Raw genomic sequence first — 11,468 nt, 5'->3', positions numbered from 1 at the left:
GGGCCGCCGCGGCATGCGACGACCCTTCAGATCGACTGTTTCAGATCACCCAAACGAGAAGTCCGGCCCGTCTGAATAGCAGATAGTTCCATCCTCCAGAACACTACGAGCGGCAGAATTGAGCGCCGGTACAAGCGCGGTGCCGGGCCCCACCGCCTTGATGGAACTGCTTTTGCGCCAGTAACCGTCCCCGGCACCACCGTGCCAGTTTTTCGTACCTCCGGTGATGAACCCGTTGGCCTGGACCCGCCAGTTAAACTCCTGGTAGGGCAGTCGGACGGTGAATCCTGTCTTGAAGTTCACCATGTCGTTCGCGCCCTTACTGCCGGTGAGCACACTGATTCCGCAGTTGCCAGGTTTTGTGCCTTGGGGTGTAACTGCGTCTGCGCTTGCGCCGAGCGCTTTGGCAGCGGCGGTTGCGTCGAAAGCCTTTGCCTTCGCGGCCTCTGCCTTTGCGGCCGCGGTGATCGGCACGCTCGATTGCGAGCCGTCTGCTGCGGTGACGATCTTGAAACCGTGTGCTTCCGCCACCGCTGGGTCGTAGCCCGCTACCGTCATAGTGCCGACGCTCGTCGTTGTTTCCGGCGTCGGTGTGGGCGTCACGGTATCGGCGTTTGCCGCCGGCACGAAAACTAGCGACGCTATCGCCCCGATCCCCGCCGCCATGATGAGTGTGTTCCGCTTGCGCATACTTCTCCCCTACTCACTCAGCCTCGGACCCCTACCCCGATTGGACCTGAGCCCTTGTGCCAGACCGTAAGCAGCCTGTCGCACCCCAGTCAAGGGACGGAACGAATCTGGCAGAACCCTCAGTCCCGAAGGGAACAGCTGTTTCGACTAGACGATCAACCAGCGCAGCGCTTCGGGCCAGTCCTCGACTTCGTAGGGGTCGGCATTCGAAGAGGAGCGGGTCGCGATGTAGCGAGGGCGCACTTGCGCCGAAGGAGCCGTCACCTCTCGCAACACTCCCGTGCGCTCCCCGTCGACGGCTACGACCCATCCCTTCTCGCCATCGAAAGAGAGCCTGAGGTCGTGCCCGTCGAGCCGCAGTGCTTGATCTTCGTAGGTGAGTTCATGCATGGGGACAAGCTACGCAGATGAGCACATTGAGACAAGGGCGTCCAACGATCGCCAGGCCCGATTACAAGACACGCCCTAGTCGCCCAGGACTAGTTGATGAAGAGGGACGCCGCCACAAGCGTCAGCACCAGCACGATGAAGCCCTCCACGAACCACGGGACTTCAGGCGGCGCCCATCGTTGCTGGCCCCACCCGTGGTACCGAACGGTCTTGAGCACGGCAACGACTAAGAGCCCTGTGCCGACGGCGGCGCCGACGATCAGGATCAGCAAGAACGAGTCAACTGGCCCATGAGCCCGATGCTAGAGCACCACCGTAAGAGCGGTACACCGAGAGTGGCTCCTTCGGAAGTCGCCCGATGCGAGTATCCGGACCGGACTAGCGCGCGGCCAGGGGTCGAGGGCTTGACACGTTAGCAACGTGGAAGGTCTTGTTGTTGGCGACCAGGATCCGGCGCGCGGCCTTGCGTTCCGCAGCCTCGGCTGCGCGGTCCTCGTCGGACTTCTCCGCCTCCGGCGTTCCGCCGACCGGGATGGCCTGGCGGAACGACTGGTAGCGGGCATGGTGGGCGTCCGGCGTGGTGCACACCTGCACCGGCTCCGGCGTCCCCCACTCGCGGACGTGCCACGCAGCCCCCGCGCACTCCGCGTGCGCCTCCGGGTCGAGGCCGTGCCGCTCCTGGTAATCGGTCACGTCATCGGCGGCATCGGTGAGGCGATCCAACGACTCGTAGTCGTCGTCCTCCCCCACCACCCGGCGACCGGCCTTCACGAGGTCCGCGCGCACTTGCACGCGGGCCTGGCGGCGCTCGGCGTCCTGGCGGAGCCGGGCGGCGGTGTGGGTCAGTTCGTCGTCGCCGTACCCCTCCGCAATGCACTCGGTCAGTTCGGTGACGGCGTCGGCGTCACCGTCGAACTCGGCCAGCAGCAACGCCTGCGTGAACGTCGCCTGACCACTGGACACGGCGGCGGACGCCGTGTCCGACTTCGCCACGGTCAGGGTCTGCTTCACCGTGTCCCGCTTCGTCCCGGTCTCGCGAGCGATCGCGGTGACCGACAAGCCCTCGATCTCCAACTGCCGGTACGCGGCGAGGCGGTCACCGTCCGTCAGGGCGGTGCGGCGCTCGTTCGCGACCAACTGTTCTGCGATCCGCGCCGCGGCGCTGTCGCCACGCTCGGTGACGAACACCGGCACGTCGCGTCCGGCCTCGCGGGCGGCGAGGACGCGCATCTGCCCGTCACGGACCACCACGGCCCCATCCGCGTTGCGGTAGCCGATGGTCGGCAGGAGCACCCCGTGGCGCTTCACGGACGCGAGGAACGCGGGGTCGAGGTCGGCGGCGGTGCGGACGTTGTCCTCGATCACGACGTCCGCGGCGGGGACGTGTACCAGGTCCACGCCGGTCGCGGCGGGAGCCGCGTCGGCCGGGGCCTTTGTGGTGCTGTCCTCGGTGATCGTGTCGGGCTGGGGCTCGTCCGTCAGGTGGGTGACGGCGATGTGTTCTGCAATGCTCATTGGTTTGCTACGCTTTCCGGTAGTGACCGGGTGCGGGTCCTGGCAAGTACGAATTGTCGGGAATTCCGCACCCGGTCTGTTTCATTTCGTGGGTGCTGCTGCGGGTGTTACTGGTGGAGCGCCGCGGTGAGCGCTTCGGCCCGGGTGAGCGCCGCACGGGCGTGCTGGAATGCGGTCATGACGGCCGTGTACTGATCCGGCGACAGGGACCGGGTATCCCCGGCGTCGTCGTAGGTCAGGAACAGGACCGTGCCGAACAGCGGCGACGCCGCCCGCGACCGGCCCAGGGCAACCGCTGCGACGGTGGCGAGGTCGTTGCGGTCCCCCGCGTACATGCCCTCGTCATCGATCCACGCGTCGATCCGGCCGTCGAGGCGGACCACGTCCACCATCCGGCAACCGATCTGCTCCCTGGTGCCCTGCAGGGTGGACTGCGCCGCGTTCACGACGACGCCCTCGACCGCACCATCTGCGGTCGCTCGGATACCCATCATCTTCATTTCCTTCTTCCTCTCCCTTTCGTTGTTTGCCCGGGAAGGCACGTAGTGCCGATAGGACGAGGAGCCGGGGTGCAAGCCCAAAGCGGCGACGCTCCGAGAAGTTTCGACCGGCCCCGTCCCGCCGACGTAGGAGATCCAGCTGACGGGGCCGGTCGAAAGTTCTCGCGTGCGGCGGTGGCGACGGCTTGCGGCCCGGAACCTCGTCCGTACAATCGCCGAAGGCTTCCCGGGCAAACAACGAACCCGGCAGGGTTCAACAAGCACTGGCCGGCTTGCCGGCTCACATCAGTCAGGACAGGCCGCCGCAGGCGGGGCAGCTCAGACCAGAACAGCCGGCACGGCGGCCCGCTCACGTCTCTTACCGCGAGCTGCAGCAACACCGGGCCGCTCCCCCGTCAAGCCGTGCTGATTGCACGGTATGAGCGAGTTCGTGCGGACCAGCCCGGGACGGAACCCCGACAATCGCGACGCGCACGGCGTCGACCTCGTCGTCGACGACACCCGGCCAGCGACCCGGCTGCTGATCCGCGGCGCGCTGCCCCACACGCTCGAGCAGGGCGGCCGCGTCTGGGCCACCACCGCCGAGGCACACGACGGCGCCGGCGGGCCGCCGATCGCGGTGTACCGACCACAGACGTGAAGCGGCCCCGGCCTGCAAGGGGGGACAGCAGGACCGGGGCCGGTGCTGCTCGGACCAAATTGGGGGCAGATCCGAACGGCCGCGCTCGAACGTGTTGGGGGGAACAGCCCGAACGCAACTCCACGGTATCGCTAGAGCGCCTAGCGAGTCACCCCGACACGTTATGAGGCTGCTGAGACTCCGCTCGATGCTTCACCGCAGTCCGCCACACCCACGCAGCCGTCGCCGCCTGACCGCTCCCCCACTCGACCAGGACCGCGTCACCAGTCGCCGCGATCGCCTTCGCCTCCACCCGCCGGTCGACACCGCAGTAGGTGCGGATCCATGCCCACACCGGCGCTGCCAGCCGGACGTCGCCCGCAGGTCAGTCTGTACATCACAGTCGATACCTGGCCTTGGCAGCACGGTGCTGTTACTTGGCGCTCTGGAGGATCTTTCGCCGGGTAGCCGCAGTACCGAATGGCGACACCGGCTGGTGCCCCATCGAGACGGTCAGCGCCTGGCTGAAAGCGCTGGAGCGTCCCCGTACCGAGGATCGATCAAGCTGTTCGCTGGCGTGTTTGAGCTTGCCCCTTCGACGCTCGCTGCGCCTGATTTTCGGTAGGGAGGTGTCTCCAGAGGCGTTCCTGGTCCATCCATGCCTGCCGCCGGCCAGCACGGATCCCGAGCACCGCCCGGGAGACAAGTATCAGGGCGAGACCTGCGCCATAGGAGATCCAAGCCCAAGCCGCCCATCGATCAATGAATGCACCAGCGACCCACACTAGGAGGGAGAATGACCCCATGCAGAACAATGCGACGCCTACTGCGCGCGCACGAGCCTCGGTTGGGGCGCGGCGCTCGAGGACCCATCGGGTTGCACGCTGGTCCCGTTCGTCCTCAATGAGTTGACGGACGGTCTCGGAGCGGACATTGGTCGCGATGGTGGTGAGTCGTTCCACCATCGCGAGTGGGTGGCGATCGCGGCTGACCGTCCAAGTGACCGTGGCGATCGCTGCGGCACCGGCGAGAGCTGTCGCGAGTGGCTGCGGCCAATCAGTCACGAAGCCCACTCCCACGATGAGCTCGCCGGGCTGCTCAACGCTTGTGCTCCTCGCCCCCGCCGTCCGCGGTGTACGTGTCGTCTTCGCTGGCGCTTGCCGTCAGGAAGCCCGTGCCGTCGTCGCCCTCTTGTACGTACCCAATGAGTCCGGCGTCGGTGCCGTCGTCCCCATTGCCGCCTGGTGCGCTTTCGTCGAAGCCTGGTCGTCCCATCGTCACCCTCCCAGAGTCTGAGTTGCGAACACGATCGTAAGTGCAGCAACCGACAGCAGCAGCGCAGCTGACCCGGCTGCTACCCACTGTGCCCGAGCGATCAAGTCGGCCTCACGCGTACTGATGACATCAGCCTTCTGTCGCACCAACTGCGTCTCGATGGAGGCTGCGTACAGCTCCGAGTCCAGGTAGAGATCGGCAAGTCGCTGCGCAACGAGCCCGATTCGACGTCCCGGTCGAAGCGCCACTGTGGCGCACAACAACCCAACGCACGCGAAGCCCAACGCGAGGACACCAATCCAAGGAAGAACAGTCCACAGCTGCGCAACGGATGCGGCAATGATCACGCCAGCCGCAACAGCCAAGAACGAAGCCTTGTTCAAGACGCTGGCGACTCGCTGGTCGACGTCAGCTGTCAGCCGGTCCATCTCCTCGTTCAACAGCCGAACCCGGTCGAACTTCCGACGACGGGCGGCTGTCGCATCCTGCTCAGGTTCCGCATCCACGGGAGGTTCCCCTTTCCGACCCTCATCATGACAGCAGCTCACGACACTCCTCGGTCCGTGTGGAGCGACATCCACCACGCGAGCAGGAACGGGCTAAGTCGAGACGTCGGCGAAGACCACGTCCGACAGGTATGGGCATCTTTGGGTCGGTGCGGGTTCGTCTCGGCGACACCGTCCTGTCACCCATATCGTTGTCACATGGCACGTACGGGAACCAAGGCTGCGGCAGCGTCGACAGCTGCATATCGGCCGGATGCCACCACAGAGATGCTCACCTCGCTGCGGTCATGGTGGGCGCACCGGGCAGCACACGCGGGCCTGTCTGGTCGGTGGCTCGACCCGGAGCACGCCGTCAGCGGCATCGCGCCAGCGTTTGACGAAGCGCCGGGTGCAGCAGATCTCCACGATCGGTCCGGGCATGAGCTCGGACAGGCATACGTGCAGACCCTTTCCCCTTCTAGCCGTGCACAGCATGGCCAGCACTACACCCCTGCCGATCTGGCGGATCACCTGTGGGCTCAGACGCGAGCGGCGTTGGGGTGGAACAGCGAGGACCACCGGCTGCCTGGACTGCTTCGCGACCCCGCGGCCGGATCCGGGGCGCTGCTGCTGCCACCGCTGCGTGAGCATCTGCGCGCCGCCGCCGCCGATGACTCGGCACTGACGCTCGCTGCGCTGCCGCAACTAATCGAAGGCATCGATCAGGACGGCCATGCCGCATGGGTAGGAAGCGTGATCCTCGCAGCGGAAATGCTGCCAACGCTCGCCCGGGTCCCGGACAAGCACCGACGGCCGTTGCCCGCTCTCATCCGCCAAGGCGACGGCCTAGACCCTGCCCTCACGCCGGCGGCGATTGCGATCATGAACCCGCCCTACGGCCGGGTGTCCCTGGACGCTACGACCCGTGAGCAGTACGCGCACGTGCTCTACGGGCACGCCAACATCTACGGCCTGTTCATGGCCGAAGGAGCCCGCAATCTCACCGTCGACGGCGTGCTCAGTGCACTCGTTCCGACAAGCTTCGCCGCAGGGCTCTACCAGCACCGGCTCCGGGGCTACCTGTCCGAGCAAGCACCACTGCGGAGCGTGGCGTTTGTTCTGGACCGCAGCGGATCCTTCACCGGCGTACTCCAGGAGACCTGCTTAGCGGTGTTCCATCGGCAGCGGCACCGCAAGACCACCGTGTCACGAGTCAACGGGCACATCGAGCCCGTTGCATCCATCGCTCCGCCAAAGGGGGAAGGCCCGTGGCTCATCCCTCGGGATCCAGCCGACGCAGTGACCGCGGCAGCCGCGGCCCAGCTCCCACTCACATTGAGTGCCGCCGGCTACCGCGCTTCGACGGGGCCGCTGGTGTGGAATCGGCGCCGCGAACATATCCATGCCCGCCCAGGAAAAGCACGACGAGTGATCCTGTGGGGTGCAGACATCGACGGCGGTGCAGTGCGCTGCGCTCCCGCACGAAACCCGCAACGTTACCTCGCGCTGCAGAACGACCGCGACATCGAGGTGATGACACTCACCGCACCTGCTGTGTTGGTGCAACGCACCACAGCGCCCGAGCAGATACGTCGTCTCGTCCCCGCGGAACTCACATCCGAGACATTGAAGGAGCTCGGCGGCAGCGTTGTCATCGAAAACCACGTGAACGTCCTCCTTCCCACGACGCCGAACCCGCTACTGTCCCGAGGTGCGGTCGCACGGATCCTCGCTACACGGACCCTGGACCGCGTGATGCGGTGCCTCAGTGGCACCGTCGCCGTGTCTAGCTACGAACTCGCCGCGCTACCACTGCCTGACGCCGAAGTGCTCGCCACGTGGGAAGACCTCACCGGAGACGAGTTGGAGGCCGCCGTGGCGAAGGCCTACAGGCTCAACTGATGCCAACGCTTCGCCCCATCATCAGCCGAGAGCTGGCCGCCGAACGGCTTCTGAAAATCTTCCCCCGAGAGGCATTCGACACAAACCTTTCCAGCCCCATCTCTGCCGCAGGCGTCGCCGCGCTCATCTACGTCGGAGCCGTCGGCCCCGGCACAGACACCGTGTGGGCACGGCCCTCCACCGCACTGTGGATGCAAGAAGACGTCCTCCTCCACGCGGCCGCAGATGAACGCCGGCTCGCATGGGGGAAAGCCGCGATGCGCGGACGAGAGAAAGTCGCCGAGCTCCTGGGCTCGTGGGGCATCACGTTCCAGCAGTGGTACGCGCAAGACTCACGCGAGTCCCTCCGCGACGACTCGTGGAACCTTCTCCGCGCCAACAACGCGATGGTGACTCGACCAGGGGTGAAAACCAACTCGTCAGCAGCGCGATGGGCGCTCGCTGACCACTTCGCGGACCTCTTCGACCCGGCACTCGAAGATGATCAACTCGACACCGCGATCACGACGTGGATCGAAACCCACATGACCACAAGCGCCCGGGCCAAGGCCATGGCCGTTCGCGACCATGCGCGCGCAGCCGACGCAGTGAAAGTCACGCTCCCTGACGGCTCGGTCCGGCTCCTCGAGCCGGGCCACGCCTCACTGATTCTCAAGGGCGTTGTCGAGGAGTGGGCGCCGCGGAAGCTGCACACTCCCATGGTCCTTGCGATCTCGGAACCCGGAGACAAACAAGCGTACGTCGACGAGCAACGACTCCAGACGCTTGGTGTCTCCATCTCTGTCAGCAAGCTCCTGCCCGATGCGCTGCTCTTCGATGCCGGACCAGACGGCACATTCTGGGTCGTCGAAGCCGTCTACACGGACGGACCCATCGACGCCGAGCGGAAAGCGCAGCTCCTTCAATGGGCGGCCGCGCAACAGATCCCGCCAACCGAGGTCGCGTTCCTCACCGCATTCGAGAGTAGGAACGCCAGCCCAGCCAAACGCCGGCTGAAAGACCTTGCACCAGGCACGTTCGCTTGGTTCCGCGACGAGCCAGAGTTCGAACTCGGATGGGATGCGATCAGCGGCGCCGGGAGTCAGCTCGCCCCCGTCACTCTCCTGAAGCCCAAGGCCCCCTGACACACTGGGCTGCAACCAACCGTTAGGAGCATCCCGTGGCGCAGAAAGTCACCACCCATCTCATCGACGACCTCACCGGTGACACCATCGAACTCGGCACCGGCAAGACCGTGCAGTTCTCCTTCGACGGTGGCCACTACGAAATCGACCTCACCGACGACAACGCGGATGCCCTGCGGGAAACCTTCTCCGACTACGTCGCCGCGGCACGCAAGGTGACGGGTCGTGGTGGGCGTGGCAGCTCGAGCAGCAAGCCGCGCAGCAACCCGGACGAGCTCGCGAAGATCCGCGAATGGGCCGCCGCAAACGGCCACGACGTCTCCTCCCGCGGCCGTATCAGCCAGACCGTCCGCGACGCCTACGACGCCGCACACTGACACGTTCAAGCACTCCCCCGCTACGCTCACCTCGAGCACTGTCGCAGGGACTCCGGCCGGACCGTCACGACACTGATGGTCCGGCCGTTCCTGTTCCCACACCCTGTGCGCAGGATCGGCCGGGGGCGATGCAGGTGCTCCTCCTCATCAACGCAAGCCGACAGGGCACCATCGTCGGCGCGTTCGCCTTCATAGAAGCAGCCAGACGCTACGTCCGCCAAGTCGACCCGAGCCGCACCTTTACGTACGACATCAGCGAAGTACCCTGGTTCGACAACTACGACAACTACGACAACTACTGAATCGCGCTCTCCAGCGAATGCCACTCCCGCCGATACGTCGCTCTTATGTCAACTCCCGAGACGAACGCACTTTTCACTTCACCCTCGAGGGAATCAGATCGCCTCAGATGCGTTCAATACGCTCATCGAGTTGCGCATCTGTAAGGGGAACAAATGCCGACTGCTGCTTACTGCGGTACCCTCCGAGAACATCAGTTCCGTCCTTTTTAAAAATACGCTCTGTCTGCTTTCGATTCGTGGTGCGTGTAGGAAGCGAACTAGAAAATGTCCGCAATGTTTTTTTAGAAAAGCGCGGGCGCAAGACAGCTTGCTTGCGACGCTGGACAACTATCATATTTTCGGACTGAAGATAATCAAGAAGAGGCACCTGATAATACTGACCAAATGACATTTGTATTTTGTAATTGACAAAAGCTTTGGGGACAAGTAGAAGCGCTTTCGCATCTGCTTGAGGGACTGTAATCCTCTTACTCCTCCACGCCAGCGAAGGCTGGTCCCAGTATGACACCTCCTCGGTGACGCTCCGCCGTCTGGTTGCCAGTGACGGATACTTGCGCGTCATGTCCAATGTGAACTTTTCAAGTGTTTCTAGAATGATTCGCGCGGTGATGTCGGAGGTAATATCTCTATCGATACCCTCGACAAAAAGGGGAATATCCTCGACGTACTTCAACGTCGCGATCGCCCGGTGGCATAGAGGATTAGTGCGCAACTCCGTCCAAATTCGCGTACCAAGATCTTCTGCAGCACCATGGCCGTTAGTCCCCGATTTTGACAGACCCAGCCTGGTGTAGCTGATCTCTGAGAACTGCTGGAGATCGGCTTCTCCCTGACGAAGAGTCGCTCGATTCGTGGACCTCAACTTGATGAGAGTTTCGTCGAAAAAGTTGTTGAGTGCCGTGGCGGCCATCTGTCCGTAGACATCACCCGACGCGGCGGCGGCTCGAATTGCACTCGGATCGATGAAAAGTCGGTTGTCGCGTTCTACGTGAACATCGACAAAATCAACCGGACCTGCAATCGAAAAATCTACCGTGATTCGCGTCATCGCGACCCCCTCTGCTACTGAGTCGAGCTACAGTGCCCTACCTCTCTTACATCTTTGCATACATGATCCCCAAAATATTCGAGGCGACTCCGACACGTTAAGGGTCAGCGGCATCTTTGGTGCACGAGGTTCATCCGGAGCGGGTGCCTCGGTCGAGACAAGTCGCTCAAGAACTCTTCCGGCGGTCTGTAGCGCTTGGGTATGCCCTAACGCCGGACGGGGGTCGTTGGGCTGTCCGCGTGGTTCTGGGGTGGGCTCCGGACCTTGAGCAACAGGTCTGTACACGGGTCTAGAGGTTCCGCATCAGTGCCCGCGCCGATCAGCGGGTGGTGGGTGAGCCCAGATTCGGGAAGCCGCGCTTCGTTCAGCGGTACCGGTAGAACCCCTCGCCGGATTCGACGCCGTACTTGCCCTTGTCGAGGTACTCCGACTGCAGGTACGCAGCCCACGCCTGAGCGCCCTCGTCCGGTGATGCGCTCGCGATGGCGTGTGCAGTCCGCAGGCCGACGATGTCGAAGATTTGGAAGGGTCCGACCGGTGCGCCGGTGCCGATTCGCCAGGTCGTGTCCACGGTCTCCGGGTCGGCGACGCCCCGTGCAACAAGCTGGGATGCTGCGTCGAGGAGTGGGACGAGGAGGGAGTTGAGGACGTAGCCGGGCTGCTCTTTCCGGACTCGGATCGGCACCATGCCGATCTCTTCAGCGAAGGCCGCGACCCGCTCATACACGGCAGGGTCCGTCTGCTCAGTTCCCATCACCTCGGCGGTGTTCTGCCGCCAGACGTGGTTGGCGAAGTGCAAGGCGAGGAACCGGTCCGGTCGCCCCGTGGCGTCGGCGATCGCGCTCGGCAGCAGTGTCGATGAGTTCGTGGCGAACACGGTCTCCTCGGGTGCGACCGCCGCGAGCTGCTGATACACCTCCCGTTTGAGGTCAACACGCTCGGGGACCGCTTCGATCACCAGGCCCGCATGGGCGGCCGCTGCCGCGAGGTCCGTCGCGAACGCGATCCCGGCCGCGGCTTCCGTGGCGGCCGCGCGGTGGTCCTCACCGACGTCAGCGACGTACTGCTCGATGATCGCGACCAAGCGCTGCCGTCCTGCGGCGACGGCATCATCGTTGATGTCGTAGAGCGTGACTGGGACACCGTGCGTGGCGGTTTGGAACGCGATCTGGGATCCGAGGACACCGGCGCCGAGGACGGTCACCGCACTGAAAGTCGTCATGTCAGCCAGTGTCGCACCG

General features: G+C 64.4%; 14 protein-coding genes. 5 read left to right on the top strand and 9 right to left on the bottom strand.

What is annotated here, in order from left to right:
* Positions 1–45: 45 nt before the first annotated feature.
* The 5 genes from KZI27_RS00320 to KZI27_RS00300 form a co-directional block, all read right to left on the bottom strand.
* Positions 46–690 carry a hypothetical protein gene (locus KZI27_RS00320; protein ID WP_222657527.1) on the bottom strand — a complete coding sequence of 215 codons (645 nt, stop codon included), beginning with the start codon at positions 688–690 and terminating at the stop codon, positions 46–48.
* A gap of 147 nt (positions 691–837) precedes the next feature.
* The gene (locus tag KZI27_RS00315) at positions 838–1,080 is read right to left on the bottom strand and encodes a hypothetical protein (protein WP_222657526.1); all 243 of its coding nucleotides are present in this window, start codon (positions 1,078–1,080) and stop codon (positions 838–840) included.
* An 89-nt stretch (positions 1,081–1,169) separates the two neighbouring features.
* A complete protein-coding gene (locus KZI27_RS00310; RefSeq protein WP_222657525.1) occupies positions 1,170–1,352 on the bottom strand; it encodes a hypothetical protein in 183 nt (60 codons plus the stop codon).
* A 106-nt stretch (positions 1,353–1,458) separates the two neighbouring features.
* Positions 1,459–2,595, bottom strand: coding sequence for a ParB/RepB/Spo0J family partition protein (locus KZI27_RS00305; protein ID WP_222657524.1), 1,137 nt, complete (start codon positions 2,593–2,595; stop codon positions 1,459–1,461).
* Between the two features lie 107 nt (positions 2,596–2,702).
* A complete protein-coding gene (locus tag KZI27_RS00300; RefSeq protein ID WP_222657523.1) occupies positions 2,703–3,089 on the bottom strand; it encodes a DUF3846 domain-containing protein in 387 nt (128 codons plus the stop codon).
* 424 nt (positions 3,090–3,513) lie between these two features.
* Between KZI27_RS00300 and KZI27_RS00295 the strand changes: the two genes are divergently transcribed.
* On the top strand, positions 3,514–3,735 hold the full coding sequence (locus tag KZI27_RS00295) for a hypothetical protein (RefSeq protein WP_222657522.1): 222 nt from the start codon (positions 3,514–3,516) through the stop codon (positions 3,733–3,735).
* A 1,077-nt stretch (positions 3,736–4,812) separates the two neighbouring features.
* Here the strand turns inward: KZI27_RS00295 and KZI27_RS00290 are convergent.
* Both KZI27_RS00290 and KZI27_RS00285 read right to left on the bottom strand, forming a co-directional pair.
* Positions 4,813–4,995, bottom strand: a complete 183-nt coding sequence (locus KZI27_RS00290; RefSeq protein ID WP_222657521.1) for a hypothetical protein — start codon at positions 4,993–4,995, stop codon at positions 4,813–4,815.
* A complete protein-coding gene (locus KZI27_RS00285) occupies positions 4,992–5,495 on the bottom strand; it encodes a hypothetical protein (RefSeq protein WP_222657520.1) in 504 nt (167 codons plus the stop codon). The genes KZI27_RS00290 and KZI27_RS00285 overlap by 4 nt, the downstream gene beginning before the upstream one ends.
* A 198-nt stretch (positions 5,496–5,693) precedes the next feature.
* Between KZI27_RS00285 and KZI27_RS00280 the strand changes: the two genes are divergently transcribed.
* The 4 genes from KZI27_RS00280 to KZI27_RS00265 all read left to right on the top strand — a co-directional run bounded on the left by KZI27_RS00280 (position 5,694) and on the right by KZI27_RS00265 (position 9,179).
* Positions 5,694–7,376, top strand: a complete 1,683-nt coding sequence (locus KZI27_RS00280) for an Eco57I restriction-modification methylase domain-containing protein (RefSeq protein ID WP_222657519.1) — start codon at positions 5,694–5,696, stop codon at positions 7,374–7,376.
* A complete protein-coding gene (locus KZI27_RS00275) occupies positions 7,376–8,500 on the top strand; it encodes a BsuBI/PstI family type II restriction endonuclease (protein WP_222657518.1) in 1,125 nt (374 codons plus the stop codon). Before KZI27_RS00280 ends, KZI27_RS00275 begins: the two co-directional genes overlap by 1 nt.
* Before the next feature lie 35 nt (positions 8,501–8,535).
* The gene (locus KZI27_RS00270) at positions 8,536–8,877 is read left to right on the top strand and encodes a histone-like nucleoid-structuring protein Lsr2 (protein ID WP_222657517.1); all 342 of its coding nucleotides are present in this window, start codon (positions 8,536–8,538) and stop codon (positions 8,875–8,877) included.
* Between the two features lie 128 nt (positions 8,878–9,005).
* Positions 9,006–9,179, top strand: a complete 174-nt coding sequence (locus tag KZI27_RS00265; protein WP_222657516.1) for a hypothetical protein — start codon at positions 9,006–9,008, stop codon at positions 9,177–9,179.
* A gap of 103 nt (positions 9,180–9,282) precedes the next feature.
* Here KZI27_RS00265 and KZI27_RS00260 read toward each other — a convergent pair whose 3' ends face one another.
* Together KZI27_RS00260 and KZI27_RS00255 are read right to left on the bottom strand one after the other, a co-directional pair.
* Positions 9,283–10,227, bottom strand: a complete 945-nt coding sequence (locus tag KZI27_RS00260; RefSeq protein WP_222657515.1) for a hypothetical protein — start codon at positions 10,225–10,227, stop codon at positions 9,283–9,285.
* Between the two features lie 364 nt (positions 10,228–10,591).
* The gene (locus tag KZI27_RS00255) at positions 10,592–11,449 is read right to left on the bottom strand and encodes a 3-hydroxyacyl-CoA dehydrogenase (protein ID WP_222657514.1); all 858 of its coding nucleotides are present in this window, start codon (positions 11,447–11,449) and stop codon (positions 10,592–10,594) included.
* Between the last annotated feature and the right edge of the window lie 19 nt (positions 11,450–11,468).

The organism is Curtobacterium sp. TC1 (assembly GCF_019844075.1).
GTDB lineage: Bacteria > Actinomycetota > Actinomycetes > Actinomycetales > Microbacteriaceae > Curtobacterium.
The sequence above is the reverse complement of the archived record's forward strand: the minus strand, read 5'-3'. Positions and strand labels throughout refer to the sequence as shown.

Coding starts and splice junctions, on each gene's coding strand:
- KZI27_RS00320 (WP_222657527.1), bottom strand. CDS start 690: ATGCGCAAGCGGAACACACTCATCATGGCGGCGGGGATCGGGGCGATA.
- KZI27_RS00315 (WP_222657526.1), bottom strand. CDS start 1,080: ATGCATGAACTCACCTACGAAGATCAAGCACTGCGGCTCGACGGGCAC.
- KZI27_RS00305 (WP_222657524.1), bottom strand. CDS start 2,595: ATGAGCATTGCAGAACACATCGCCGTCACCCACCTGACGGACGAGCCC.
- KZI27_RS00300 (WP_222657523.1), bottom strand. CDS start 3,089: ATGATGGGTATCCGAGCGACCGCAGATGGTGCGGTCGAGGGCGTCGTC.
- KZI27_RS00295 (WP_222657522.1), top strand. CDS start 3,514: ATGAGCGAGTTCGTGCGGACCAGCCCGGGACGGAACCCCGACAATCGC.
- KZI27_RS00280 (WP_222657519.1), top strand. CDS start 5,694: ATGGCACGTACGGGAACCAAGGCTGCGGCAGCGTCGACAGCTGCATAT.
- KZI27_RS00275 (WP_222657518.1), top strand. CDS start 7,376: ATGCCAACGCTTCGCCCCATCATCAGCCGAGAGCTGGCCGCCGAACGG.
- KZI27_RS00265 (WP_222657516.1), top strand. CDS start 9,006: ATGCAGGTGCTCCTCCTCATCAACGCAAGCCGACAGGGCACCATCGTC.
- KZI27_RS00260 (WP_222657515.1), bottom strand. CDS start 10,227: ATGACGCGAATCACGGTAGATTTTTCGATTGCAGGTCCGGTTGATTTT.
- KZI27_RS00255 (WP_222657514.1), bottom strand. CDS start 11,449: ATGACGACTTTCAGTGCGGTGACCGTCCTCGGCGCCGGTGTCCTCGGA.